The following is a 24,219-nucleotide window of genomic DNA, read 5'->3' on the forward strand; positions in this document are numbered from 1 at the left end:
ACAGCATTCTACGCGATGTAGTACGTCGCCTCCCCGGAGGGGCCGGTCCGGCAGGCAAGCCATGCCTTACTGGAATGCCGGACTAAATTACGACATGATTGTGTTGTGTATTCCATGAGCCCCTCTGCGTCCGCAGTCCCGTCCGGGCGCGGCGCCGCGCGCGTCGGGTCCGTCCGGGCACACGTGGCGGCCGTACCGGACGTCGTTCCCGCGGCCGCCGGCAACCACACGCACGACGCCGAAGAGCGCACGCGTGACCGCGTCCTGAACGCGGTGCTGGAGCATGGACCCATCAGCGCAGCCGAACTCGGCGACCTCCTGGGCTTCACCCCGGCTGCCGTGCGCCGCCACCTCGACCACCTCGCGCGCAGCGGAGTGATTGAGGTCAAGCGGGTTGCCCGCGCCGGTGCCGGCGCCGGCCGGCCCGCCCGCCGCTACGTCCTGAGCTCCCAGGGCCAGTCGAACCTCGGCAACGACTACCTTGACATCGCCTCCGTGGCGCTGCGCCGCCTGGAAGAGGCGGCCGGCCCAGAGGCCGTGCGGCAGTTCGCCGTCGAGCGTTTCGCCGACATGGAGCGCCGCTACGCACCCGAGATCGAGCAGGCCGGACCGGACATCACAGCCCGCGCCCAGGCTCTCTCCGAGGCGCTGAGCCGCGACGGTTTCGTGGCCTCGGCGCAGTCACTTGTTGCCAAGGCGCCGCTTCCGGCCGCGCTCTCCAGCGTCCAGCTCTGCCAGGGGCACTGCCCCATCCAGCACCTGGCCGCCCAGTTCCCCGTGTTCTGCGACGTGGAGACCGAAATGTTCGCCCGGCTGGTCGGCGTCGATGTGCGCCGGCTCTCCACCCTGGCGCGCGGCGGGCACGTCTGCACCACCCACATACCTACGGGCCGTCCGGCCGCCGTCGGGACTTCCAGTCCCGCAGCCCCGGTCAACCCGGACGAAGTATCCAACCATCTCCAAGAAAGGCCGTGATGACGGACCAACTATCAGAGAAAAAGGTTGCTGACTCTACTGTGATTTCGGAGATTCTGGAAAAGAATCCCGAGCTCCACGGAATCGGCACCTATGAGTACGGCTGGGCCGACAAGAACGACGTCGGGGCCAACGCGCGCCGCGGCATCGATGAAGACGTTGTCCGCGACATTTCGGCCAAGAAGAACGAGCCGGAATGGATGCTCGACCTGCGCCTCAAGGGCCTGAAGTATTTCGACCGCAAGCCCATGCCCACCTGGGGCGCGGACCTGTCCGGCATCGACTTCGACAACATCAAGTACTTCGTGCGCTCCACCGAGAAGCAGGCCGCAACCTGGGAAGACCTCCCCGAGGACATCCGGAACACGTACGAGAAGCTCGGCATCCCGGAAGCCGAGCGCAGCCGCCTCGTCTCCGGCGTCGCCGCGCAGTACGAGTCTGAGGTTGTCTACCACCAGATCCGCGAGGACCTGGAACAGCAGGGCGTCATCTTCCTCGACACGGACACCGCGCTGCGCGAACACCCGGAGATCTTCCAGGAGTACTTCGGCACCATCATCCCGGTGGGCGACAACAAGTTCGCCTCGCTGAACACTGCAGTCTGGTCTGGCGGTTCGTTCGTGTACGTGCCCAAGGGCGTCCACGTGGACATCCCACTGCAGGCCTATTTCCGCATCAACACGGAAAACATGGGCCAGTTCGAGCGCACGCTGATCATCGCGGACGAGGACTCCTACGTCCACTACATCGAGGGCTGCACGGCGCCGATCTACACCTCGGACTCGCTGCACTCCGCCGTCGTGGAAATCATCGTGAAGAAGGGCGCCCGCGTCCGCTACACGACCATCCAGAACTGGTCCACGAACGTGTACAACCTGGTCACCAAGCGCGCCATCTGCGAAGAGAACGCCACGATGGAATGGATCGATGGCAACATCGGCTCCAAGGTCACCATGAAGTACCCGGCCGTCTACCTCGTGGGCGAAGGCGCCAAGGGCGAGACCTTGTCCATCGCGTTCGCCGGCGAAGGCCAGCACCAGGACACCGGCTCCAAGATGGTCCACATCGCGCCCAACACCAAGAGCTCGATCATCTCCAAGTCCGTGGCCCGCGGCGGCGGCCGTGCTGCCTACCGCGGCCTGGTCCAGGTCCGCGAAGGCGCCAAGCACTCGGCCAACACGGTCCGCTGCGACGCGCTTCTGGTGGACACCATCAGCCGGTCGGACACCTACCCGTACATCGACATCCGCGAGGACGACGTCACGATGGGCCACGAGGCTACGGTCTCGCGGGTCAGCGAAGAGCAGTTGTTCTACCTGATGTCCCGCGGCATGCGCGAAGACGAGGCCATGGCGATGATCGTCCGCGGCTTCATCGAGCCGATTGCCCGCGAACTGCCGATGGAATACGCCCTCGAGCTGAACCGACTGATTGAACTGCAGATGGAAGGATCGGTCGGTTAATGACTGACATCACTACTGAAAAGGCCCGCATCGGCGCGCCCTCAGCCCAGCCGTTCATCAACGGTTTCACCGAGGAAGGCGAAAGCCTTTCACCGCTGAACGCCGCGGAGTCCAAGGCGCCGCTGGCCGGCGAAGCCGTCAAGCGCCACTCGCACGGGGGCGGCGTCGGTATTCCGGACAGCTCGCGCGCCGGCCGCCTGACTTCCTACAAGCTGGCGGACTTCAAGCCGCTGACCGGCATGGAAGAGGACTGGCGGTTCACGCCGCTCAAGCGCCTCCGCGGCCTGCACACCGACATCCTCAACGGTGCGGCGCCGGCCGTGAGCGTCACCGCCCCGGACAGTGTCAGGGTCGAGACCGTCGGCCGCGACGACCGCCGGATCGGCTCCGCCGCCATCCCGGAGGACCGCGTCTCCGCGAACGCCTGGGAGAACTTCACCGAGGCCACCGTCATCACGGTCCCGTCCGAGGTCCAGGTGGACGGTGAGGTCAGCGTGCTGCTGACCGGCCAGGGCACCGAGGCTTCCGCGCAGCACATCGTGATCGTCGCGGAAAAGTTCTCCAAGTCCGTCGTCGTCCTGGACCACCAGGGCACCGCCGTCGTCTCGGAAAACGTCGAAATCCTCGTTGAGGACGGCGCGCAGCTGACCGTCATCTCGCTCCAGGAATGGAACGACGACGCCGTGCACGCCTCCTCCCAGCAGGTCAAGCTCGGCCGCGACGCCAAGTTCAAGCACATCGTTGTCAGCCTCGGCGGCGACCTCGTGCGCGTCACGCCCTCGGCACGGTTCACCGCCCCGGGCGCCGAAGTGGAACTGTTCGGCCTGTACTTCGCCGACGCCGGCCAGCACCTGGAGCAGCGCCTGTTCGTGGACCACGCCGTGGCCAACTGCAAGTCCAACGTCCTGTACAAGGGCGCCCTGCAGGGCCGCAACGCGCACACCGTGTGGGTGGGCGACGTTCTGATCCGCAAGGAAGCAGAGGGCACCGACACCTACGAGGCCAACCGCAACCTGGTCCTGACCGACGGTGCCCGCGCCGATTCCGTGCCGAACCTTGAGATCGAGACCGGCCTGATCGCCGGCGCCGGCCACGCCAGCGCCACCGGACGATTTGATGACCAGCACCTGTTCTACCTGATGGCCCGCGGCATCCCGGAAGAGGTGGCCCGCCGCCTGGTGGTCCGCGGGTTCCTGCACGAGATCATCCAGAAGATCAACGTTCCGGCCATCGAAGAGCGCCTCACGGAAGCCGTCGAGCGCGAACTCGCGGCGACCAACCACTAGTGCGCAGCACTAGAGAACACGGACTACATCAATGACTGAACAGCCAAAGGGCGAGCTAGTCTGCAACGCCAGCGAGATCCACCTCAAGCAGGCGCTGCGGATCCTGATCGACGACTACCCCGTAGCGATCGTGAAGGACTCGATGGGGGAGATCCACGCCATCGGCGACACCTGCTCGCACGCGGACATCTCCCTCTCCGAAGGAGAGGTTGAAGGCTGCAAGATCGAGTGCTGGGGCCACGGTTCCCAGTTCGACCTGCGCACCGGCGAGCCGCTCCAGCTGCCAGCCTATGATCCTGTTCCCGTGTTTGCCGTGACCGTCCTGGATGACGAGGTCTACGTGGACTTCACCAACGTCCTGAACGGCGCCGAGGCTCCAAACTTCAGCTAGCTGCCTGCAGCCGGCAACCCGCACAAGAAAACTTATCGCCAAGAAAACGCACCGTGCCGGAGGGCACGGTGCAGAGGAGAACAAGACATATGTCGACTCTTGAGATCAAGGACCTGCACGTCAGCATTGACACTGAGCAGGGCACCAAGGAAATCCTGAAGGGCGTCAGCCTGACCATCAGGACCGGCGAGACGCACGCCATCATGGGCCCGAACGGTTCCGGCAAGTCCACACTGGCGTCCACCATCGCCGGGCACCCGCGCTACAACGTCACCTCCGGCACGATCACCCTCGACGGTGAAGACGTCCTGGCGATGACCGTTGACCAGCGTGCCCGCGCCGGCCTGTTCCTTGCCATGCAGTACCCCGTCGAGGTCCCAGGCGTGAGCATGACCAACTTCCTGCGCACGGCCAAGACCGCGCTCGACGGCGAAGCACCCAAGCTGCGCACCTGGACCAAGGACGTCAAGGCTGCCATGGCGCAGCTGCGCATCGACGCCGACTTCACCCAGCGCAACGTCAATGAAGGCTTCTCCGGCGGCGAGAAGAAGCGCGTCGAGATCCTCCAGCTCGAGCTCTTCAAGCCGAAGTTCGCCATCCTCGACGAGACCGACTCCGGCCTGGACGTCGACGCGCTCAAGGTTGTCTCCGAGGGCGTCAACCGCGCGCACGGCGAAGGCAACATGGGCACCCTGCTCATCACCCACTACACCCGGATCCTGCGCTACATCAAGCCGGACTTCGTGCACGTGTTCGTCGATGGCCAGGTTGTGGAAGAGGGCGGCCCGGAGCTCGCCGACCGCCTCGAAGACGAAGGCTACGACCGCTACGCCACCGGCGCAGGGGCGGCCACCATCGCTGCCGCCTCGGCTGCAGCCCAGGCGTAGTTAGGACTCCGCGATGACCGAACTCAATGTGGCCCGCACGGGCCTCGAGGATGTCGAAGAGGCGCTCAAGGATGTGATCGACCCGGAACTCGGCGTCAACATCGTTGACCTGGGCCTGCTGTACGGTCTGAAGTACTCGGACGACGACGGCGCCCTGCTGATCGACATGACGCTCACCACGGCCGCCTGCCCGCTCACCGACGTGATCGAGGAGCAGGTCGGCAAGGCCCTGGACGGGATCGTCGACGATTGGCGGCTCAACTGGGTGTGGATGCCGCCATGGGGTCCGGAACGGATCACCGAGGACGGCCGCGACCAGATGCGCGCCCTGGGCTTCAACATCTAGCTCCGCACGCACAGCTGCACCCGCACGCCCGGGCCGGCACGACCCGGACTGCGAACGACGGCGGCCCCACCTCACCGAGGCGGGGCCGCCGTCGTCATTCCGTTCGTCATTCCGTTCGGCGTTCCCATATCGCCGTGGCGGTGGTCTGATAAAGACAACGGGTCCACGCGGGCACGCGCTGCGGACCGGCACACCGCCGAACAGGAGGCACACGGGAATGGATGCCACTCCACCGCCGCGGCCGTCCGGTGCCAGCGGGGACTTTGTGGTTGTCGAGGACAGCGGCGAGTTCTCCTACTACCGCTCCGGTGACGACCTCCTGGCCGACTTTGAATATGTTGGCGAGGCTCCGTGCATCTTTGACCGCGGCGCCACCACGTACCGGCTCGAGCTGGACGAGAACCGTCACCTGCGCATGGGACCGCCCCTGGGATCCGTTGAATTCCACTGGCTGCGCCAGGCCCTGGCTGAGGCGCGGGACGTGCATCCCGAGGAGCACCGGCTGCAGCGTGTCGACCCCGCCGGGCTCGCCGGGCTCGTGACCGGACTGTTCGAGACGCTGCAGCTGGAACGCGGAACGGATGCTGAGCTGGGGCTTTGGAGCCTGGACATCGACGGCCTGGCGACGCGGCGAAATGCGCTGGCCGACGTCGACCGCCTCCTGGCCGGAAACAACCGGCTGGACACGGTCCTGGTGACCGACCCGTTCGGGCACCAGTACCGCCCGGTATGGCACCCCAAGCACCGGCATCTGGGCCACGCCGGATTCCTCAGCTACGTCGAAGTCCCAATCCGGCGCTGGCCGCGCCGCGGCTGAGACCGGGCGGATGGGACCAGCCGGATGGGCCAGGGCGTTGGGACTAAGGGGTGGCCACCGCGAACGTGTCGCACTTGTTGATGTCCCCGGTCGTGTAGCCCTGGTAGAACCACTTCTGTCGCTGGGCACTTGACCCGTGGGTCCAGGCCTCCGGTGAGACGCGGCCCGTGGCGGCCTTCTGGATGCGGTCATCGCCCACGGCCGAGGCCGCCGAGAGCGCGTCCCGGATGTCCTGGTCCGTGAAGGGCTCGAGGTAGGGCTGGCCGGTCTTGGGATCCGCCTGCGTCGTCGCATAGTGCGCCCACAGCCCTGCATAGCAGTCGGCCTGCAGCTCAACCCGGACAGCTCCGGACCCGGGGCCCTGGGGATCCTGCTGCGCCCGGTCCAGGTTGCCGAGCAGGTTCTGGACGTGGTGGCCGAATTCGTGGGCCACGACATATTCCTGGGCCAGCGGCCCGCCGGAGGAGCCGAACCGGTCCACGAGTTCCTGGAAGAAGCCGGGATCGAAGTACGCCGTGGAATCCGTGGGGCAGTAGAACGGGCCTACTTCCGAGGTAGCGGCGCCGCAGCCGGTGTTGGTCGCGCGGGTGAAGATCACGGCCTCGGGCTGCGGGTACTTCGTGTTGTACTGGGCCAGATACGCCGGCCAGAACGCGTTCAGGCTGTTGACCGTGCCGGTGATCCGGCAGTCGAGGCGGGCGTCGGCGTCGGCGCCGGTCCGGCAGGCGGGGGCAGAGCCCTGGCTCTGTGACTGGGGGTCCTGGACGGTGCCGGCCAGGCCCTCGAGAAGCTGGGGGTTGATGCCGAAGAGGGCTGCCAGCAGCAGGATGATGCCGCCGCCGATCCCGCCGCCGATCATCGGGCCGCGGCCCATGCCTCGGCGGTCCTGGACCTGCGACGGATCCAGCGGGGCGTTGTCGTTAAAGCTCATGGAGTCACAATATCCCGCACWGGCCCCGGTGGCGGCCGGCAACGGTAAAGTTGGGGCGATGCCTTTTCTCGACAGACTCCAGCGCTGGGCCGATGACCGTCCCGACGAGACAGCCGTCGTCGTGGCCGGAGAGCACCTCAGCTGGTCCGGCGTGCGGGATCGGGCGGCGGCGCTGGTGCCCGCGGCGCCTGCGATCACCGTGCTGTGCGAACAAAATTCCACCCGCTTCGCCGTAGCGTTCGCGGCGGCCGTCGCTGGTGAGCGGCAGTGCGCGGTGTTGGACCCGGCCTGGCCGCAGCAACTCCAGGACGGCATCACCGCCCGCATCACCGGGACGGAAGCGGGTCCGGTGTCGAGGACCGAGCTCGTGGACGGGCCGCCCGACACATCGTTCCTGATTGGCCTGACCTCCGGCACCACCTCGGTGCCCAAGGCGTTCACCCGCTCCCGGCGCTCCTGGCAGGAATCGTTCGAGGCCTCCATTGAATTCTTCGGACTGACGCAGGACGACAAAACCCTGGCTCCCGGCCCGCTCGCGGCAAGCCTGAACCTCTACGCCCTCGCCGAATGCCTGTACGCCGGCGCGGAATTCCACAGCCTGGACCACTTCGACGTCGGCGCCGCCCACGCGGCCGTCAGCCACGACGGCATCACCCGCCTGGTCCTGGTGCCCACCATGCTCCGGCTGCTCAGCGAGCGGGGCCTGGCCGGCGGGGTCGACGCCTCCGGCATCCGCAGCATCATCTGCGCCGGTTCCAAGCTGGACGCCCGGACGCTGGAGGCGGCCCGGCGCTGGGCACCCAACGCGACCATTTTCGAGTACTACGGCGCCTCCGAACTCAGCTTCGTCTCGGGCGCCGGGTTGCGTCCTGGCGAGCCCGTTGAGCCAGGCGGGACCGGCATCGGGAAGCCATTTCCCGGCGTCGATATCCGCATCCTCGACGATCGCGGCGCCGAACTCCCGGACGGCCGCGACGGCAACATCTGCGTCCGCAGCGGGATGGTCAGCAACGGCTACCTTTGGGGTGACGACGGCCAGGCGCTGCGCTGTTTCGACGGCTGGTACACGGTGGGGGACCAGGGCTACCTCTCCGGAGGGACCCTGCACATGCTGGGCCGCCGCTCCGACATGATCATCACCGCTGGCACGAACGTCTACCCGCACGAGGTCGAGATGGCGCTGGCCTCCGTCCCGGGCGTCGCGGCGGCGGTGGCGGCCGGCATGATTGACGACCTTCGCGGCCAGCGTGTGGTGGCCGGCGTCGTGCCTTCGCACGGGGCGGTCACGGCCACCCAGCTGAGGTCCGGGATCGACGATGTGCTGGCACGGAACAAGCGCCCCCTGGAGTACTTTGTGCTGACCGAGCTGCCCCTGACGGACCGGGGCAAGATCAGCCGGCAGCTCCTGCTGGACTGGGTGGCCCGGAACGATCCCAGGATCCGGCGTCTTGGCTGAGCCGCGCGCGGGAGCGGGGCCGGCACCACTCGGGCTGCCCGTCCCCGGAACATCCTTCCCCGGGCTGCTGCCGGAGGACAGGCAGCCGGTGATCATCGGCGCGCGCCGGACGCCGCTCTGCCGGGCCAACGGGGCCCTGAAGAAGCTGCGCGCCCACGAACTCCTGGCTCCGGTGCTCCGCAGCCTGCTCGCCGACGCGGATACGGGTGCCGGCCCCGGCCCGGAGTCCGTGGCCGACGTCGTGATCGGCAACGCCGTGGGCGGCGGCGGGAACGTGGCCCGGCTCGCCGCGCTGGAGGCGGGCCTGCCCGTCACCGTCCCCGGCGTCACCGTGGACCGGCAATGCGGCTCCGGTCTGGACGCGATCGTCCTGGCCTCCCGGCTGGTCGCGGCGGGCGGCGGTGGCCTGTACCTTGCAGGCGGCGTGGAGAGCATCAGCACGGCTCCGCTCCGGGCCCACCGCAACGAGGACGGCAGCCCGGACTACTACAGCCGGGCCCAGTTCGCCCCGCTGAGCCTCGGCGATCCGGACATGGGGGTGGCGGCCGAGAACGTCGCCGCCCGCTTCGGCATCAGCCGGGAACGCCAGGACGCCTTCGCGCTCCGCAGCCACCAACGTGCCCTGGCCGCCGCGGCTGCCGGGAGGTTCGACGGCGAAATCGTGCCCCTCGCTGCCGGCTCCGGGGCGTCCGCGGCAGCCGACGACGGTCCCAGGCCGAGCCTTAGCCCAGCCCTGATGGCCCGTTTCCCGCCCGTGTTTGCCAGCGGCGGCACGGTCACGGCCGGGAACTCGTGCTTCGACGCTGACGGTGCTGCCGCCGTCGTGATCACGTCCATGGAACGGGCCCGGCAGCTGGGCGCCGCGGACGGGTTGCTGGTGCTGGGAACCGACACCGCCGGGGTGGCGCCGCAGCTCCTGGGCATCGGCGCGGCCGCAGCGGCCGAACGGCTCCTGGCGGCACACGGTTTGACGGCCGCGGACGTGGGCCTGGTGGAATTCAATGAGGCCTTCGCCGCCCAGACGCTCGCGTGCTTTGACCAGCTGGGGATCGACCCGGAGCAGGCCAACCTCGACGGCGGCGCCCTGGCCCTGGGGCACGCCTATGGAGCCTCGGGCGCGGTGCTGGTCACCCGGCTGCTGGCACAAGCCCGCAGGTCCGCGGACCCGGGCCAGCTAGCCTTGGCGATGATCAGCATTGCAGGCGGCATGGGCACGGCCGCGCTGCTGGGGTACACGCGCCTCACCTAACCCCGCCGGGGGACATGCCCATTCCTGGGCGCGAGGAGTGGACATGTAGGCCATATGTCCACTGGCTGCGGGCAGGGGAGGGCATGCCCAAATTCCGAACCAACGTGACGTCTTCTCCGCGGGAAACCTGAGTGGGACATGTCCATTCTTAGGGGAGAGGAATGGGCATTGCGGCCACATGTCCACTGGCTGCGGCCAGGGGAGGGCATGCTCAATATCCGAACCGGCGGGGCAGCTCTTCCGCCGGCAACCTGAATCGGACATGCCCATTCTTGAGTACGAGGAGTGGGCATGAGGGCCACATGTCCACTGGCTGCGGCCACGGGAGGACATGTCCGGTGGGGAGGCAGCGGGGAGCCGGGGCGCGGGCACCCGAGCGGCTAGTCCTCCGGGTCCTCTGGCTCACCCAGTCCACGGGCGGCGAGGGCTTCGCCGGTCTGCCGGGCGAAGGCCACCGTGCTGATGAAGACGGGCAACACAAGGGCCCTCGGATTGCGTTCGAGTCCGCGGGCCCGGGCCGAGTCGCGCACGTCCGTGTAGGCCTCGGCAATGAAGGGGATGCTGCGGAGCATGATGGCGATGGTCAGGGCGAAGCGTTCCGGGTCCGCACCGAAGCGACGGAACGGCCGGGCCAGGGATGCCACGCCGTCGAGCAGGGCCTGCACCGGGGTGGTGGCGGTCAGGATCGAGGCCGCGACGACGCAGACCAGGACGTTCAGCACGATCCGCGCGGCGGTCGGTGCGCCCAGCTGCCAGCACTGGAAGAGACCGATCGCCACGAGTACAGGAAGGACCGGGCGCACTGCGCGAAACAGCCGGGCCGGACCGGCGCCGCTGAGCAGGAACAGTCCGCACAGCAGCGCCAGCATGGCGGCCGACACGGCCCAGTCTGCGACGAGGAACGACGTCATTCCGCACCCAACTACCAGCAGGAACTTCAGCCACAGCGGCGCCCGGTGGATCAGGGACGAGCCCGGCACATACGCGGCCAGGAGGAAGCCGTGGCCGCTCACGCCTGCTCCAGCCGGGCCTGCTCCGGCACGGCCCGCTCGGGCCGGCCGCCATCCAGCCCGCCGCCGTCCAGCCGGACACCATCCAGCCCGCCACCAAGCCCGCCGCCGCCCGGTCCACCATCGATACCGCCACCCGGTGCGGGCAGGCCCGCAGCGCTCAGCGCGCGGTAGTGCGCGACGGCGGCCGCCGGTTCGCCGTCGAACACCACCTTCCCTGCGTCCACCACCAGGACGCGGTCCATGTCCCTGGCCAGCTCGAGGTCGTGGGTGGACAGAATCACCTGCTGGCGGAGCCCGGCCAGCGTGCGTCGCAAGAGTTCTCGGTTGCGCAGGTCCAGCAGAGTGGAGGGCTCGTCCAGGACCAGCACTTCCGGATCGACGGCCAGGACGGCGGCCAGCGCCAGGAGCTGGCGTTCGCCGCCGGAGAGTTCGTAGATGCTCTGGTCCGCCAGCGGCAGGAGGCCGAACCGTTCCAGGACTGACTCCGCGTGGGCACGGCGCTCCGTGGCGTTGCGGATGGAGCGCCGCAGGGACAGTTCCACATCCTCGCGTCCGGTGGGCATGACGAGCTRGGAGAGTGGGTCGGTGAAGACAAAACCCACGCGGCGGCGGACCTCCCGGACGGCCCGGACGGTATCGGCGCCGTCGACCCTCACGGTGCCGTCGCTGGGTGCCACGAGCCCGTTCAGGAGCCGCAGGAGGGTGGACTTGCCGGAGCCGTTGGCCCCGATCACCCCGATCCGCCGTTCCGTGAGGTCGAGCGAAAGCTCCTGGAGCAGCGTCTTGGGTGCGGGGCGGCCGTCAACCGGCACCCGCACCGAAACCCGGTCCAGGACGATGATGCTCACGGGCGGGTGTCAACCGTCCGGACGCGGCGCAGCAGCAGATCCGGGAAGGCCTTGTGCAGGGCCAGGGCGATGCTGACGGCGAGGACGTTCTTGATGATGTCGCCGGGGTAGAACACGAGATCGGCCAGGAAGGCTTTGGAGAAGTCCAGCTTGGCGTTGACCATCATGCCCAGGATGCCCAGGCCGTGGATGAAGACGATGCTGCTCACCATGGCGGCGGCGAACAGGAGGATGGCACGCAGCCTGCCTTTGCGGTTGGCGGTGCGCGCGAGCACGACGACGGTCAGCCAGCCGACAGCCGTGGCGGCCAGCAGGAACCCGATGATGTAGCCGGCGGAGGGTCCGGCGAGGACGCCCAGCCCGCTGCGGCCGCCGCTGAAGATCGGCAGGCCAGCGAAGCCCAGAAGGAGGTACAGGCCGACGGCGGCGAAGGCCCGGCCCGGGCCGAGGGCCAGGCCCGTGAGCATGACGGCAAGGGTCTGCAGCGTGATGGGCACGCCGAGCCCGCCCACGGGAATGGCGGCGATCAGTGCCGAAGCGGCCACAAGGGCAGCGAAGACGGCGATGAGGCCAAGGTCAGTGGCATTCCAGCGGACCCGGCGGCGCGGGGTCCTGGCTGCGGCGGGACGGTCGGTTTGCGTCATGATGTTCCTGTCAGGGTGCTGCTCAGGGAGCTGCGGCGGAAATATGGATTGTGATATTGACTGTACGGCCGCGGCGCGGACGGTTTTTTGTAGGCGCCCCACTAACCGGCGGGCCGGAAGCTGGAGGGCGCCGCCAATGAACACGGCCAGCTGGCCGGACGAGCACCGCGACGGCGGCTGCGTACTGCCATACGTGCCAATGTCATGGAGCCGGGGTGGTGCCGGTAGACTTGCAGAGGCCGTGCTCTCGCACCGCCCTGCCCCGGCCCCGCCCAGACTCCACCCGTCGTGCCGCGGCATTCCCTGTTGTGAAAGGCCTTAGCTGCATTGATTACCGTCCAGGATCTCGAACTTCGCGCCGGCGCCCGCCTCCTCATGGACCAGGTGAGCTTCCGGATCGACAAGGGAGACAAGATCGGTCTGGTCGGCCGTAACGGTGCAGGCAAGACGACGCTGACCCGGGTGCTCGCGGGCGAGGGCCTGCCCGCCGCCGGCAAGGTAACCCGCAGCGGCGAAATCGGCTACCTGCCGCAGGATCCCCGCACCCCGGACATGGAGCAGCTCGCGCGGGACCGGATCCTGTCCGTCCGCGGCCTGGACATCGCCGTGGGCAAGCTCCGCGTTGCGCACGAAGAGATGGCCAGCGAGGACGCCGCGGTCCAGCGCAAGGCGATGAATCGCTATGACCGGTTGGAATCCGAGTTCCTGGCCGCCGGCGGCTATGCCGCCGAAGCCGAGGCGGCAGCGATCTGCTCGAACCTCGCCCTGCCGGACCGGCTGCTGAACCAGCCGCTCAAGACCCTGTCCGGTGGACAGCGGCGCCGCGTGGAGCTTGCACGCATCCTGTACTCGGATGCCGAAACCATGCTCCTCGATGAGCCCACCAACCACCTCGACGCCGATTCCATCTCCTGGCTCCGTGAGTTCCTCAAGAACCACCAAGGCGGGCTGATTGTCATCAGCCACGACACCGAACTGCTTGAAGCGACTGTCAACAAGGTCTTCCTCCTCGATCCCAACCGCGCCCAGATCGACTTCTACAACATGGACTGGAAGCGCTACCTCACCCAGCGCGAAACGGACGAGCGCGCCCGCAAGCGTGAGCGTGCCAACGCGGAGAAGAAGGCCCAGGTCCTCATCGACCAGGCCAACAAGATGCGCGCCAAGGCCACCAAGGCCGTCGCTGCCCAGAACATGGCCAAGCGTGCCGAACGTCTGCTCGGCGGCCTCGAAGCCGTGCGCGCGACCGACCGCGTGGCAGCCCTGCGCTTCCCGGATCCTTCACCCTGCGGCAAAACCCCGCTCACCGCGGACGGCCTCAGCAAGTCCTACGGCTCGCTGGAGATCTTCACCGACGTCGACCTCGCGATCGACCGCGGTTCCAAGGTGGTCATCCTGGGCCTCAACGGCGCCGGCAAGACCACGCTGCTGCGGATGCTGGCCGGCGTCGACAAGCCGGACACCGGCGAAGTCGTTGCGGGCCACGGCCTGAAGGTGGGCTATTACGCGCAGGAGCACGAGACGCTCGACGTGGACCGCACCGTCCTGCAGAACATGCGCTCCTCCGCCCCGGACATGAACGACGCGGAAGTCCGCAACATCCTGGGCTCGTTCCTGTTCTCCGGCGACGACGTCGACAAGCCCGCCGGTGTGCTCTCCGGCGGCGAGAAGACCCGGCTGGCGCTGGCCACCATCGTGGCCTCGAGCGCGAACGTGCTGCTCCTTGACGAGCCCACCAACAACCTCGACCCCGCCAGCCGCGCGGAAATCCTCGGCGCCCTGAGCAACTACACCGGCGCCGTCGTCCTGGTCAGCCACGACGAGGGCGCCGTCGAGGCGCTCAACCCGGAGCGCGTCGTCCTGCTTCCCGACGGCATCGAGGACCACTGGAACGAAGACTACCTGGACCTCATCACGCTGGCGTAAGCCGGTCAGCGGACCGGCATCTCTTCCGCGCCCGTGATCCGGTGCAGGTCCTCGTAGCTGATGGAGAACATCGAGTTGTGGTCCCCTGCCCCTGCCCAGAGCACGCGGTGGGCTGACAGCGACTCGTCCAGCAGGGTCCGGATCCTCTCCGGGTGGCCTACCGGGGCCACGCCGCCTACCTCCTGGCCGGTGTGTTCCAGGACGAACTCGGGGGAGGCGCGGCGGATCTTTCCCGTGCCCAGCTGCTCTGCGACCTTGCGGACGTCCACCTTGGCCGCGCCGCTGGCCAGGATGAGCAGCGGCGTGCCCTCGACGTCGAACACCAGGCTGTTGGTGATCGCCGCGACGTCGCAGCCCAGCGTGGCGGCCGCCGCTGCCGCCGTCGGGACTTTTGATTCGAACACTGTCACCGTGTCCTTGGCGCCCAGGGCGGTCAGGGCACGCTTGACGTTTGCCACCGGTCCGGGCACGGCGTCAGGGCTCAACGTTCAGAACCCCTGGGCGTCGAGGATGGCGTCTTCCTCTTCTTCCGCCGTCGCGTTCTTGCGCTTGCGCGGAGCGGGACGACGGCGGGCCACCGGGCCGCTGGAGTGCAGGAACACGCCCTCGGCTGCTTCGGCTTCGGCGTCCTCCGCGTCGATCGCGGCGTTGCGGGCCTGCTGCCGGGCCGCGTAGCCGAACCCGAGGAACATCAGCACGCCGAACGCGAACCACTGCAGGGAGTAGGACAGGTGGGTGCCCTCATCGGTGGACGGTTTGGGGAACGGGAACGGCATGTCCTGCACCGCGGGTGACTCCGAGGCGAGCTGTCCGTAGGCGCCGGTAAGCAGTGGATACCCCAGCTGCGCGGAATAGGCAGCGAGATCGATTGAGGCCAGCTGGCCGTCGGGGGCGCCGCGCTGCAGCTCGGGCTCGGCCGGCTTCAGGCGGGCAACGACCGTCACCGGACCCTGCGGCGGGGCAGGCACTGAGTCGGGCCGGCCCGGGGTGTTGTTGCCGATGGGCAGCCAGCCGCGGTCGATCACCACGGTTTCGCCGGACTCGAGCTTGAACGGAACCACCACCTCGTAGCCGGGCTGGCCGTTGAGCGGGCGGTTGCGGACGATGCGCTGGCTGGCGGCGTCGTAGCTGCCCTTCAGTTCCACCTGGGTCCACTCGCGTTCCGGGTTCAGCCGGCTGAACTGGTCCCGGACATCGGCGAACGGCACAGGGGTGGCCGAGTAGTTGGAGACCACCCGGTTGATTTCGGCCAGGGTCTCGGCGCGACGGTCCATCTGCCACCGGCCCAGCCCAACGCAGCCGGCAGCGAAGATCGCGGCCAGCAACAAGTACCCCAGCCACTTACTAGAGAAGAGAAAGCGGTACATTCAGCCGATCCTGCCTGACGGGTCGAGGGGGGCGGTCGCTTCCGGGAGGGAGACGGTCTCGGCGCCGAGGACCACAGTCTCTTTCCACAGGCCGCGCGTCTGGAGGTAGTCCTCAAGCCAGGCGCGGTGCTCGCCGCACGCCAGCCAGATCTTGCGCCGCTCCGGGGTGTGGATCTTGGGGTTGTTCCACAGCAGCTGCCATTCCGCCGCCGCGCGGCAGGCCTTCCGCGAGCAGACGGTGCCGGGGCCCGTGGCGGTGTCGCCACCGGTCCCGGCCAGGTCAAAGAGGTTCATGAAGCTGCCCGTCCGTGGTCGTCGTCGTCGTTCTCATCTTCGATCAGCTCGCCTTGCAGCAGCGTCCCCGAGTCGTCTTCGCCGTCAGCCGGGTACTGCGCGGCCGGGTCTGCGGTGTCCGCGGCGTCCAGCTCTGCGAGCGGGGCATAGTCCAGGAGCGAGTCGCTATGGATTTCCGCCTTGTCGCTGCCGTTGGCGATCACCACCGCAATCCAGGGCAGGAAGACGGCGCCGGCAATCGGCAGGAGCCTGAACCAGCCATCCACGACAAAAATCAGGATCAGGCAGACCATGCGGATGCCCATGGCGACGGCGTACTTGACCATCCGCTGGTGCATCTCGTCCGAGTGGGCAGCAGCGGCGTCGGTGATGCTGTGCACCTCGGTACCGCCGGGCTCGGAGTCCGGCCTCCCGGGCACATGCGCACCGGGTCGGTTTTTGAGTGTCACGGCTGTCAGATCACGCTCCCAAGGCTTACTTCAATTCTCTCACCATCGGCGGAGCCGCCCAAACGGATGCGAACCGGGCGCTAAGATCGGAGGCAGGAAAAATCCAGCCCCCAGCGCGGCCCTCCCTGCCGCAGAATCCCGGAGCCCCATATGACTGACACATCCACCACCGGCCGCAGCGTTCTGATCACCGGCGGAAACCGGGGGATCGGCCTGGCCATTGCCGAGTCCTTCCTGGCCAACGGGGACAAGGTGGCCGTGACCTTCCGCAGCGAATCGTCCCTGCCCGAGGGCATCCTCGGCGTCAAGGCCGACGTCACCGACGAAGCTTCGGTTGACGCTGCGTTCGCGGAAGTCGAAGCCGCCCACGGCCCGGTGGAAGTACTCGTGGCCAACGCCGGCATCACCAAGGACACCCTCCTGATGCGCATGAGCGAAGACGACTTCACCTCGGTGATCGACACGAACCTCACGGGCGCCTTCCGGGTCATCAAGCGCGCGTCCAAGGGCATGATCCGGGCGCGCAAGGGCCGCGTGGTGCTGATTTCGTCCGTCTCTGGCCTGTACGGCGCGCCGGGCCAGATCAACTACTCTGCCTCGAAGGCAGGCCTGGTGGGCATCGCCCGGTCGCTCACCCGCGAGCTCGGCGCGCGCGGGATCACAGCGAACGTGGTCGCGCCCGGCTTCATCAACACGGACATGACGGCCGAGTTGCCCGAGGCCACGCAGAAGGATTACCTGACCAAGGTTCCCGCCGGTCGCTTCGCCGAGGCCTCCGAAGTTGCCAACGTTGTGCGCTGGATCGCCAGCGATGAGGCGTCCTACATTTCGGGTGCGGTCATTCCGGTCGATGGCGGCCTGGGAATGGGCCACTAGCCCGGTCCCCGCAGGACCACTCCGGATACAGCGGACGACGGCGGCTTCCGCCGTCGTCCGCTGTGCCCTGTCCTCTGCTGTGCCCTGTCCTCTGCAACCGGTACAACCGGCACCGCCGCCGGCAACGAGAGGCCTGCGGTCTTCCGCGCCGGGCCTTTTTGCCCTTGGCTCAGGGGCGCCGGAGGCGTGTAATGGGCTCACAGCCCCTGCCCATGCCGTGGCAGGGGCGTGGACTCAGGAGGAAAATCATGAGTGATCTCAGCAAATGGACGCCCTCGGACATGCTGGAACCGGTCCGCCGTTTCCTTGACGGTGATCTGTCCATAGCGCCAGGGATCAAAATCGAACAGTTCCAAGAGGGCACCACCTTGGTGGTTCGGGCGGAAGTGCCGGGAATCGACCCGGAGCGGGACGTCGACGTCTCGGTCGGTGAGGGGATGCTGAATATTGCCGTGGAGCGGCGGGAATCGTCCGAACACAAGAGCAAGGACGGCTACCGCTCGGAGTTCCGCTACGGCCGGGCTGCCCGGAGCATTGCGCTGCCCGCGGGGGTGAGGGAAGAAGACATCACCGCCACGTACAAGGACGGCGTCTTGGAAGTCCGCGCACCGGCTCCCAAGGTTGTGACCGGCGAAGCGACGACGAAGATCCGGATCGACCGCGGCTGACCGAACCGCCGGCCGGTTCCGGGCGCGGCGCCTTCCGGCGACGGCACGATGGAACTACGCCGCCGGGGCTTCTTTGTGGATGCTGAACAACTGTAATGGCGCGATCCGCTGGCATGATGGATGGCAGACCCACAGTATTTGGACGTTTGGAACAAAGGAGCTCGTATGGGACTGCTGGAGAACAAGACTGCGATCGTGACCGGTTCGTCGCGTGGAATCGGCGCCGAAGTGGCCAAGATCCTGGCCGCCGAAGGTGCGGCCGTCGTCGTCAACTACCGCCAGAAGGCGCCGCGCGCCAACAAGGTTGTCGCCGAGATCGAAGCCGACGGCGGCCGTGCCGCGGCCGTYGGGGCGGACCTCACCACCCAGGAAGGCGTCCAGGCCCTCGCCAGCGCCGCGATGGAGAACTTCGGCTCGCTCGACCTCCTGGTCCTCAACGCCTCCGGCGGCATGGAGACCGGCATGGAAGAGGGCTACGCGCTGAAGCTGAACCGCGACGCGCAGGTGAACATGCTCAACGCCGCCGTGGCGCTCATGCCCGAAGGCTCGCGCGTGGTCTTCGTGACCAGCCACCAGGCCCACTTCATCGACACGGTGCCCACCATGCCCGAGTACGAGCCCGTGGCCCGCAGCAAGCGTGCCGGCGAGGACGCCCTCCGCGCACTCGTCCCGAACCTGGCGGACAAGGGGATCACGCTGGTGGTCGTCTCCGGCGACATGATCGAGGGCACCGTCACGGCCACCCTGCTTGACCGGTCCAACCCCGGCGCCATTGAGGCCCGCCGTGCCGAAGCGGGCAAGCTGTACTCGGTCAAGGAGTTTGCCGCGGAGGTCGCCAAGATGGCCTCGGCCGATGTCGAGACCGGCCACACCGAATACGTCGGCGGCGCCGACTACTTCGGCAAGACAGCCGATACGAGCTCCAGCTAGGAGCGCACACCGCCAAGCGCGTCGGAATGGCGCGCCGGGATGGCGCGTCGCGGCAATGTTTACCCCAACATTGCCGCGACGTGCCATCTTGCGGTTAACGCGTCAGACTCCCGCGATGTACCGCACGGCGTCGAGATAGGGCAGGTTGACGGCGGCGTCCGCGGCCGCACGGACGGCCGGCTTCGCGTTGAAGGCGATGCCGATCCCGGCCGCGCCAAGCATGTCGAGGTCGTTGGCGCCGTCACCCACGGCAATCGTGTGTTCCATCGGGATGCCCTCGGCAGCGGCCCACTCGCGCAGGTACTTCTCCTTGGCGGCCCGGTCGATCACGTCGCCGAGCACCTTGCCGGTCAGCGCGCCGTCGACGATTTCGAGTTCATTGGCGATCCAGTAGTGCAGCCCCAGGTCTTCGGCGATCGGCCGGAGGATCTGGTTGAACCCGCCGGACACCACGGCCACGGCATGGCCGGCAGCCTGGAACGCCGCCACCAGCTCGGCCGCGCCCTCGGTCAGCCTGACCTCGGCGCGGACCGACTCGACGACGTCCGCGGGCAGTCCGGCGAGGACCGCCACCCGGGCGTGCAGGCTCTGCGCGAAGTCCAGCTCGCCGCGCATGGCCGCCTCGGTCACCGCCGTCACTTCCTCGCGCTTGCCGGCGTAGGCGGCCAGCAGCTCGATCACTTCCTGCTGGATGAGCGTGGAGTCCACGTCCATGATGAGGAACTTCCGCGGCGCGCTGCGCAGCGCTGCCGGAACCAGCGCCGTATCGACGCCGTCGATGCCGGCGGCCGCCAGCGCACGGCGCGGACCGTCCAGCCGGGCATCCGCCACCGCGGCGGCTGTGGCGGCGTCTGCATTCCGGCCATCCACTCCGGTGCTCTGTGAGATGTCCAGTGAGGTGTCCAGCGCGCAGTCCACGGCGTACACCTCGAAGCGGGCATCGCCGGTGCGGGTTTCCGCCCCGACGCTCAGCCCGGCAGCCGTCAGGAGCGAACGCAGCCGCTGGATGTCGGGAAGGGACAGTTTCAGGCCGTAGCTCACTGCAGTCACGTTCGAACTCATGGCCTCAATCCTAGCGAGCGGGCGGTGGGCGGCCCGAATTCGTTGCGCCCGGGCCGGCGCCGCGTGACGCTCCACGGCAGGCCGCAGCCCCGGTTATCAGTCGCCCGCTTTTTTGTCCTAGTGTCTACTCCTATGAGTGATGTTCTTGAAATGGCCGGGGTCAGTGTTGTACGTGGGGCAAAGACGCTCCTGGACAAGGTGGACTGGCAGGTCAAGGAGGGCGAACGCTGGGTGATCCTGGGCCCCAACGGCGCCGGCAAGACCACACTCCTCCAGCTGGCCGCGGCCCGCATCCACCCGACGTCCGGAATGGCGGGCATCCTCGAGGAAGTCCTCGGCGCCGTCGACGTCTTCGAGCTCCGCCCGCGGATCGGCCTGTCCTCCGCCGCGCTGGCCAGCCAGATCCCCGAGCACGAGAAGGTCCTCAACGTGGTGGTCACCGCCGCGTACGGGGTGACCGGCCGCTGGCGCGAAGGATACGAGAAGAACGACGAGCGGCGCGCCTTCGGGCTGCTGAACGAGTGGGGGATGGGCCCGCTGCTCAACCGCCCTTTCGCCTCGCTTTCCGAAGGGGAGCGCAAGCGCGTCCAGATCGCCCGCGCCCTCATGACCGATCCCGAGCTCCTGCTCCTGGACGAGCCGGCCGCAGGGCTCGACCTCGGCGGGCGCGAGGACCTGGTCCAGCGCCTGAGCGAACTCGCCCGCGACGACGCCGCCCCGGCGATCGTCCTGGTCACCCACCACCTCGAAGAAGTTCCGCCGGGCTTCACGCACGCGATGCTCATGCGCGACGGCGGCGTAGTGGCCTCCGGCCCGCTGCCGGAGGTCCTCACGGCCGCAAACCTGAGCGAAACGTTCGGCCTGCCGCTTGACGTCAGCGTCAACGCCGGCCGGTACACCGCGACCGCCAGCCGCTGACGGGGCCGCTGACCGCGCGTGGAGCTCCTCAATAGCGCCTTCATATTCTTCGCCGGGCTGTGGGCGGGGACCATCAACAGCGTCGTCGGATCCGGCACCCTGGTCACGTTTCCGGTGCTGATCGCCCTGGGCTATCCCCCCGTCACCGCCTCCATCAGCAACGCCATGGGGCTCGTGGCCGGCAACGCCACCGGCGCCTGGGGCTATCGGAAGGAGCTCGAAGGCCGCGGCAAGCAGCTGCTCCGGCTCCTGCCGGCCTCGCTGCTGGGCGCCGTCACCGGCGCCTACCTGCTGCTGCACCTGCCCGAGAAGGTCTTCTACTACGCCGCCCCCATGCTGATCGTGCTGGCCCTGCTGATGGTGGTCTTCCAGCCACGGCTGCAGCGGTGGGTGAAGAACCGCGAGGAAAACCCAGAGCACGCCATCCGGGACCGCCGCCACGGTGTCCTGCTCCTGGTGCTGGTGTTCCTTGCCGGCGTCTATGGCGGTTACTTCGTCGCGGCCCAGGGCATCCTGCTGGTGGGCATCCTGGGAGTGTTCATGACCGGGACCATCCAGAACGCCAACGCGATGAAGAACTTCCTGGTCCTGGGCGTGAACGTGGTGGCCGCCTGCTCCTACCTCTTGTTTGCCTTCGACCGGATCGACTGGGGCGTGGTCGGGCTGATCGCGGTGAGCTCCCTGATCGGCGGCGTGATTGGCTCCAGGGTGGGCCGCCGGCTCTCCCCGGTGGTCCTGCGCGGGGTCATCTTCACCCTTGGCCTGGTGGCATTGGGGTTCATGATCGCCAACCTGTTTAAATAGCCCCTTCCAACAGCCTCTCAGGAATGACCTGCCCGTGACCTTTCACTTTCTCGAATCCGCCGACGACCCGCGGGTTGCGGACTACACGCAGCTCACGGACGTGCACCTGCGCAAGGTCCGGGAACCCGCCGAGGGCCTGTACATCGCCGAGTCCTCCCGCGTCCTGCGCCGGGCGCTGGCCGCGGGGCACCGGCCGCGGTCCTTCTTCCTGGCCGAAAAGTGGGCCGGGGACCTGGCCGATGTCTTTGAGCAGTACCCGGATGTCCCGGCCTATATCGGCTCCGCGGCGCTGCTCGAGGAAATCACCGGCTTCCACCTGCACCGCGGCGCCATGGCCGCCATGCACCGGCCCGCCCCGGTGCCGCTGGCGGAGCTGCTTGCCGGAGCCCGCCGGGTTGCGGTGCTGGAGGACATCGTGGACCACACCAACGTCGGGGCCATTTTCCGCTCGGCCGCGGCCCTGGGCGTGGACGCCGTCCTGGTCTCGCCGCGCTGCGGGGATCCGCTCTACCGCCGCAGCGTGCGCGTCAGCATGGGGACCGTGTTCCAGGTGCCGTGGGCCCGGCTGGAGGACTGGGCGGTGGGCCTTGCCGCGCTGCAGGAGCAGGGCTTCACCGTGGCGGCCATGGAACTCACGGATGACGCGGTGGACCTCGACGTGCTGGCGGCCCGCCGCCCGGAGCGGCTGGCCCTGGTGCTGGGCACGGAAGGCGCGGGCATGAGCGCAGGAACCCTGGCCGCCGTCGACCTCGCCGTGAAGATCCCGATGCGCCCTGGCGTCGATTCACTCAACGTCGCCGCGGCGTCGGCGGTGGCGTTCTGGGAACTCCGCCCGAGGGACTGAGGCGAGCTGACTCGAACGGCGGCGGCGCCGCGCTGACGTGCGCCAACGGTGTTCGTCAGCGGTCCGTCGATCGGCTATGATTGATAGCTGGCCGTCCGGTGCTTTCCGCCGGCCATCCCATTCATACCTGGCAACTGGCAAAATCCAGTTGTGCGAACAAAGGTCCAATTATGAAGTCTAATACTCACCCGAAGTACGAAGCTGTTGTTTTCAACGACCTGGCTTCCGGCGTCAAGTTCCTGACCAAGTCCACCGTGTCTTCCAAGAAGACCATCGAGTGGGAAGACGGCAACACCTACCCGGTCATCGACGTCGAAATCTCCTCCGAGTCCCACCCGTTCTACACGGGCAAGCAGCGCATCATGGACTCTGCAGGCCGCGTCGAGCGCTTCAACGCTCGCTTCAAGGGCTTCGGCGGCAAGAAGTAACCTTCTTCCCCAAAGTCTGATGGAAAGCCCGCACCGGCAACGGTGCGGGCTTTTTGCGTCCGGCCGGTATTTCGGTTTCCCAGGTTCCCGGGTTCATGGATGCATGCGGCAGGATGGAGGTCATGACATCCCATCCCGTGGCCACCGCTCCCAGCACCGACGACGACGGCGGCCGTCACCACGGCGAGTACAAGGTGCCGGGTGGCAAACTCGTGGTCGCCGACTTCGATGTCGTCGATGGCGTCCTGGCCCACGTCTCGCTGAGCGGGGATTTCTTCCTCGAACCGGACGAGGCGCTGCCGGAGATCAACCGGGCGCTCACCGGGCTGCCCGTCGATTCAAGCGCCGCGGACATCGCGGACGCCGTGACGGCGGCGCTGCCCGAAGGCACCGTGCTGTTCGGCTTTTCCGCCGACGCCGTCGCGGTTACCGTCCGCCGCGCCCTGGCGAAGGCCACCGGCTGGGCGGACCACCACTGGAACATCATCGCCCCGTCCGTCCTGCCCACCCACGTCAACGTCGCCCTGGACGAGGTCCTGACGGAGGAAGTCGGCGCCGGGCGGCGCAATCCCACCCTGCGGTTTTGGGACTGGGAGGAGCCCTCCGTGGTGATCGGCAGCTTCCAGTCCGTCCGCAACGAACTCCACCCCGAAGGCGTGGCCCGGCACGGCATCAGCGTGGTCCGGCGGATCAGCGGCGGGGGAGCGATGTTCATGGAGGCCGGGAACTGCATCACCTACTCGCTCTACCTCCCGCAGACCCTCGTGGACGGCATCAGCTTCGCGGACTCCTACCGATTCCTCGATGCGTGGGTGATGGCGGCCCTGGAAAAGGTCGGCATCAGCGCCTTCTACGTGCCGCTCAATGACATCGCCACAGAGCACGGGAAGATCGGCGGGGCGGCGCAGAAGCGGCTCGCCAACGGCGGGATGCTCCACCACGTCACCATGAGCTACGACATCGACGCCGAGAAGATGGTGGAGGTGCTGCGGATCGGCAAGGAGAAACTGTCCGACAAGGGCACCCGGAGCGCCAAGAAACGCGTGGATCCGCTCCGCCGGCAGACCGGCCTGTCCCGCGCCGAGATCGTCGCAGCCATGATGGACGTCTTCGCCGAACGCTACGGCGCGACACCGTCCGTCCTCACCGACGCCGAACTTGAAACCGCCCGCCGCCGCGTGGACGCCAAGTTCGGCACCGCGGAGTGGCTGCACCGAGTTCCCTAAAAGCGGGTTCCCTAAAGAGCCCGCTCCTTAACAGCCTTCATTCCCGTCGATTGCTCCCCACCGGCCCCCTCGCCTCGCAAGCTCGGCCAGGGAACCCTGCCGGCGTGGGCCCAGCCGCCGT

Annotated in this window: 27 protein-coding genes; 18 read left to right on the forward strand and 9 right to left on the reverse strand. The window is 67.9% G+C overall.

Annotation, left to right across the window (positions count from 1 at the left end):
* Positions 1-105: 105 nt before the first annotated feature.
* The 7 genes from AC1DZQ_RS02895 (at position 106) to AC1DZQ_RS02925 (ending at position 6,165) form a co-directional block, all read left to right on the forward strand.
* Positions 106-975 (forward strand): helix-turn-helix transcriptional regulator, encoded by an 870-nt coding sequence (locus tag AC1DZQ_RS02895; RefSeq protein ID WP_476962077.1) that lies wholly within the window; start codon positions 106-108, stop codon positions 973-975.
* Positions 975-2,438, forward strand: a complete 1,464-nt coding sequence (gene sufB, locus AC1DZQ_RS02900) for a Fe-S cluster assembly protein SufB (protein WP_090577773.1) — start codon at positions 975-977, stop codon at positions 2,436-2,438. Before AC1DZQ_RS02895 ends, sufB begins: the two co-directional genes overlap by 1 nt.
* Complete coding sequence (sufD, locus tag AC1DZQ_RS02905; protein WP_476962078.1) at positions 2,438-3,724, forward strand: Fe-S cluster assembly protein SufD; 1,287 nt, start codon at positions 2,438-2,440, stop codon at positions 3,722-3,724. Before sufB ends, sufD begins: the two co-directional genes overlap by 1 nt.
* 31 nt (positions 3,725-3,755) lie before the next feature.
* Positions 3,756-4,115, forward strand: a complete 360-nt coding sequence (locus tag AC1DZQ_RS02910) for a non-heme iron oxygenase ferredoxin subunit (RefSeq protein ID WP_476962079.1) — start codon at positions 3,756-3,758, stop codon at positions 4,113-4,115.
* A gap of 89 nt (positions 4,116-4,204) precedes the next feature.
* Positions 4,205-5,002, forward strand: a complete 798-nt coding sequence (gene sufC, locus AC1DZQ_RS02915) for a Fe-S cluster assembly ATPase SufC (RefSeq protein ID WP_476962080.1) — start codon at positions 4,205-4,207, stop codon at positions 5,000-5,002.
* Positions 5,003-5,015: 13 nt separating this feature from the next.
* A complete protein-coding gene (locus AC1DZQ_RS02920) occupies positions 5,016-5,348 on the forward strand; it encodes a metal-sulfur cluster assembly factor (protein WP_018772973.1) in 333 nt (110 codons plus the stop codon).
* A gap of 217 nt (positions 5,349-5,565) precedes the next feature.
* Positions 5,566-6,165: a hypothetical protein gene (locus AC1DZQ_RS02925; protein ID WP_476962081.1), complete on the forward strand. Its 600-nt coding sequence runs from the start codon at positions 5,566-5,568 to the stop codon at positions 6,163-6,165.
* Between the two features lie 43 nt (positions 6,166-6,208).
* Here AC1DZQ_RS02925 and ypfJ read toward each other — a convergent pair whose 3' ends face one another.
* Positions 6,209-7,096: a KPN_02809 family neutral zinc metallopeptidase gene (ypfJ, locus tag AC1DZQ_RS02930; protein WP_476962082.1), complete on the reverse strand. Its 888-nt coding sequence runs from the start codon at positions 7,094-7,096 to the stop codon at positions 6,209-6,211.
* Positions 7,097-7,154: 58 nt separating this feature from the next.
* On the opposite strand from ypfJ, the gene AC1DZQ_RS02935 reads away from it, so the two are divergent.
* Both AC1DZQ_RS02935 and AC1DZQ_RS02940 read left to right on the forward strand, forming a co-directional pair.
* Positions 7,155-8,552 (forward strand): class I adenylate-forming enzyme family protein, encoded by a 1,398-nt coding sequence (locus AC1DZQ_RS02935; RefSeq protein ID WP_476962083.1) that lies wholly within the window; start codon positions 7,155-7,157, stop codon positions 8,550-8,552.
* Between the two features lie 34 nt (positions 8,553-8,586).
* Complete coding sequence (locus tag AC1DZQ_RS02940; RefSeq protein ID WP_476962406.1) at positions 8,587-9,801, forward strand: thiolase family protein; 1,215 nt, start codon at positions 8,587-8,589, stop codon at positions 9,799-9,801.
* A gap of 380 nt (positions 9,802-10,181) precedes the next feature.
* Here the strand turns inward: AC1DZQ_RS02940 and AC1DZQ_RS02945 are convergent, their stop codons facing one another.
* From AC1DZQ_RS02945 to AC1DZQ_RS02955, 3 genes are read right to left on the reverse strand one after another with little or no spacing between them, the layout of a single operon-like run.
* On the reverse strand, positions 10,182-10,814 hold the full coding sequence (locus AC1DZQ_RS02945; protein WP_476962084.1) for an energy-coupling factor transporter transmembrane component T family protein: 633 nt from the start codon (positions 10,812-10,814) through the stop codon (positions 10,182-10,184).
* Complete coding sequence (locus tag AC1DZQ_RS02950) at positions 10,811-11,662, reverse strand: energy-coupling factor ABC transporter ATP-binding protein (RefSeq protein ID WP_476962085.1); 852 nt, start codon at positions 11,660-11,662, stop codon at positions 10,811-10,813. Before AC1DZQ_RS02950 ends, AC1DZQ_RS02945 begins: the two co-directional genes overlap by 4 nt.
* Positions 11,659-12,306, reverse strand: a complete 648-nt coding sequence (locus AC1DZQ_RS02955; protein WP_476962086.1) for a biotin transporter BioY — start codon at positions 12,304-12,306, stop codon at positions 11,659-11,661. The genes AC1DZQ_RS02950 and AC1DZQ_RS02955 overlap by 4 nt, the downstream gene beginning before the upstream one ends.
* 327 nt (positions 12,307-12,633) lie before the next feature.
* Between AC1DZQ_RS02955 and AC1DZQ_RS02960 the strand changes: the two genes are divergently transcribed.
* Positions 12,634-14,232 (forward strand): ABC-F family ATP-binding cassette domain-containing protein, encoded by a 1,599-nt coding sequence (locus AC1DZQ_RS02960; RefSeq protein ID WP_476962087.1) that lies wholly within the window; start codon positions 12,634-12,636, stop codon positions 14,230-14,232.
* A gap of 5 nt (positions 14,233-14,237) precedes the next feature.
* Here AC1DZQ_RS02960 and AC1DZQ_RS02965 read toward each other — a convergent pair whose 3' ends face one another.
* Genes AC1DZQ_RS02965 through AC1DZQ_RS02980 form a run of 4 tightly spaced genes read right to left on the reverse strand, consistent with a single transcriptional unit; the run spans position 14,238 to position 16,342 of the window.
* Complete coding sequence (locus tag AC1DZQ_RS02965; RefSeq protein WP_476962088.1) at positions 14,238-14,717, reverse strand: YbaK/EbsC family protein; 480 nt, start codon at positions 14,715-14,717, stop codon at positions 14,238-14,240.
* Between the two features lie 3 nt (positions 14,718-14,720).
* Positions 14,721-15,599 (reverse strand): SURF1 family cytochrome oxidase biogenesis protein, encoded by an 879-nt coding sequence (locus AC1DZQ_RS02970; protein WP_476962089.1) that lies wholly within the window; start codon positions 15,597-15,599, stop codon positions 14,721-14,723.
* The gene (locus AC1DZQ_RS02975) at positions 15,600-15,893 is read right to left on the reverse strand and encodes a hypothetical protein (protein ID WP_476962090.1); all 294 of its coding nucleotides are present in this window, start codon (positions 15,891-15,893) and stop codon (positions 15,600-15,602) included.
* Positions 15,890-16,342: a DUF3099 domain-containing protein gene (locus tag AC1DZQ_RS02980; RefSeq protein WP_476962091.1), complete on the reverse strand. Its 453-nt coding sequence runs from the start codon at positions 16,340-16,342 to the stop codon at positions 15,890-15,892. Before AC1DZQ_RS02980 ends, AC1DZQ_RS02975 begins: the two co-directional genes overlap by 4 nt.
* A 150-nt stretch (positions 16,343-16,492) precedes the next feature.
* Between AC1DZQ_RS02980 and AC1DZQ_RS02985 the strand changes: the two genes are divergently transcribed.
* The 3 genes from AC1DZQ_RS02985 (at position 16,493) to AC1DZQ_RS02995 (ending at position 18,816) form a co-directional block, all read left to right on the forward strand.
* Positions 16,493-17,218 carry a beta-ketoacyl-ACP reductase gene (locus AC1DZQ_RS02985; RefSeq protein ID WP_230008961.1) on the forward strand — a complete coding sequence of 242 codons (726 nt, stop codon included), beginning with the start codon at positions 16,493-16,495 and terminating at the stop codon, positions 17,216-17,218.
* 248 nt (positions 17,219-17,466) lie between these two features.
* Positions 17,467-17,886, forward strand: a complete 420-nt coding sequence (locus AC1DZQ_RS02990; protein WP_476962092.1) for an Hsp20/alpha crystallin family protein — start codon at positions 17,467-17,469, stop codon at positions 17,884-17,886.
* 165 nt (positions 17,887-18,051) lie between these two features.
* Positions 18,052-18,816: an SDR family oxidoreductase gene (locus AC1DZQ_RS02995; protein WP_476962093.1), complete on the forward strand. Its 765-nt coding sequence runs from the start codon at positions 18,052-18,054 to the stop codon at positions 18,814-18,816.
* 102 nt (positions 18,817-18,918) lie between these two features.
* Here AC1DZQ_RS02995 and serB read toward each other — a convergent pair whose 3' ends face one another.
* The gene (gene serB, locus AC1DZQ_RS03000; RefSeq protein WP_476962094.1) at positions 18,919-19,878 is read right to left on the reverse strand and encodes a phosphoserine phosphatase SerB; all 960 of its coding nucleotides are present in this window, start codon (positions 19,876-19,878) and stop codon (positions 18,919-18,921) included.
* 132 nt (positions 19,879-20,010) lie between these two features.
* On the opposite strand from serB, the gene AC1DZQ_RS03005 reads away from it, so the two are divergent.
* From AC1DZQ_RS03005 to AC1DZQ_RS03025, 5 genes are all read left to right on the forward strand, one after another.
* A complete protein-coding gene (locus tag AC1DZQ_RS03005; protein ID WP_476962095.1) occupies positions 20,011-20,796 on the forward strand; it encodes an ABC transporter ATP-binding protein in 786 nt (261 codons plus the stop codon).
* Between the two features lie 18 nt (positions 20,797-20,814).
* Positions 20,815-21,600, forward strand: a complete 786-nt coding sequence (locus AC1DZQ_RS03010) for a sulfite exporter TauE/SafE family protein (protein ID WP_476962096.1) — start codon at positions 20,815-20,817, stop codon at positions 21,598-21,600.
* A gap of 34 nt (positions 21,601-21,634) precedes the next feature.
* Positions 21,635-22,444: a TrmH family RNA methyltransferase gene (locus AC1DZQ_RS03015; protein ID WP_476962097.1), complete on the forward strand. Its 810-nt coding sequence runs from the start codon at positions 21,635-21,637 to the stop codon at positions 22,442-22,444.
* A gap of 170 nt (positions 22,445-22,614) precedes the next feature.
* Positions 22,615-22,872 (forward strand): type B 50S ribosomal protein L31, encoded by a 258-nt coding sequence (locus AC1DZQ_RS03020; RefSeq protein ID WP_011691973.1) that lies wholly within the window; start codon positions 22,615-22,617, stop codon positions 22,870-22,872.
* A gap of 122 nt (positions 22,873-22,994) precedes the next feature.
* Positions 22,995-24,098, forward strand: a complete 1,104-nt coding sequence (locus AC1DZQ_RS03025) for a lipoate--protein ligase family protein (protein WP_476962098.1) — start codon at positions 22,995-22,997, stop codon at positions 24,096-24,098.
* The last annotated feature ends 121 nt before the right edge of the window (positions 24,099-24,219 follow it).

Source organism: Arthrobacter sp. P1_C12_2, from assembly GCF_056406415.1.

Coding starts and splice junctions, on each gene's coding strand:
- AC1DZQ_RS02910 (WP_476962079.1), top strand. CDS start 3,756: ATGACTGAACAGCCAAAGGGCGAGCTAGTCTGCAACGCCAGCGAGATC.
- ypfJ (WP_476962082.1), bottom strand. CDS start 7,096: ATGAGCTTTAACGACAACGCCCCGCTGGATCCGTCGCAGGTCCAGGAC.
- AC1DZQ_RS02975 (WP_476962090.1), bottom strand. CDS start 15,893: ATGAACCTCTTTGACCTGGCCGGGACCGGTGGCGACACCGCCACGGGC.
- sufB (WP_090577773.1), top strand. CDS start 975: ATGACGGACCAACTATCAGAGAAAAAGGTTGCTGACTCTACTGTGATT.
- AC1DZQ_RS03025 (WP_476962098.1), top strand. CDS start 22,995: ATGACATCCCATCCCGTGGCCACCGCTCCCAGCACCGACGACGACGGC.
- AC1DZQ_RS02985 (WP_230008961.1), top strand. CDS start 16,493: ATGACTGACACATCCACCACCGGCCGCAGCGTTCTGATCACCGGCGGA.
- AC1DZQ_RS03020 (WP_011691973.1), top strand. CDS start 22,615: ATGAAGTCTAATACTCACCCGAAGTACGAAGCTGTTGTTTTCAACGAC.
- AC1DZQ_RS02990 (WP_476962092.1), top strand. CDS start 17,467: ATGAGTGATCTCAGCAAATGGACGCCCTCGGACATGCTGGAACCGGTC.
- AC1DZQ_RS02925 (WP_476962081.1), top strand. CDS start 5,566: ATGGATGCCACTCCACCGCCGCGGCCGTCCGGTGCCAGCGGGGACTTT.
- AC1DZQ_RS02955 (WP_476962086.1), bottom strand. CDS start 12,306: ATGACGCAAACCGACCGTCCCGCCGCAGCCAGGACCCCGCGCCGCCGG.
- serB (WP_476962094.1), bottom strand. CDS start 19,878: ATGAGTTCGAACGTGACTGCAGTGAGCTACGGCCTGAAACTGTCCCTT.
- AC1DZQ_RS02970 (WP_476962089.1), bottom strand. CDS start 15,599: ATGTACCGCTTTCTCTTCTCTAGTAAGTGGCTGGGGTACTTGTTGCTG.
- AC1DZQ_RS03005 (WP_476962095.1), top strand. CDS start 20,011: ATGAGTGATGTTCTTGAAATGGCCGGGGTCAGTGTTGTACGTGGGGCA.
- sufC (WP_476962080.1), top strand. CDS start 4,205: ATGTCGACTCTTGAGATCAAGGACCTGCACGTCAGCATTGACACTGAG.
- AC1DZQ_RS02935 (WP_476962083.1), top strand. CDS start 7,155: ATGCCTTTTCTCGACAGACTCCAGCGCTGGGCCGATGACCGTCCCGAC.
- AC1DZQ_RS02920 (WP_018772973.1), top strand. CDS start 5,016: ATGACCGAACTCAATGTGGCCCGCACGGGCCTCGAGGATGTCGAAGAG.
- sufD (WP_476962078.1), top strand. CDS start 2,438: ATGACTGACATCACTACTGAAAAGGCCCGCATCGGCGCGCCCTCAGCC.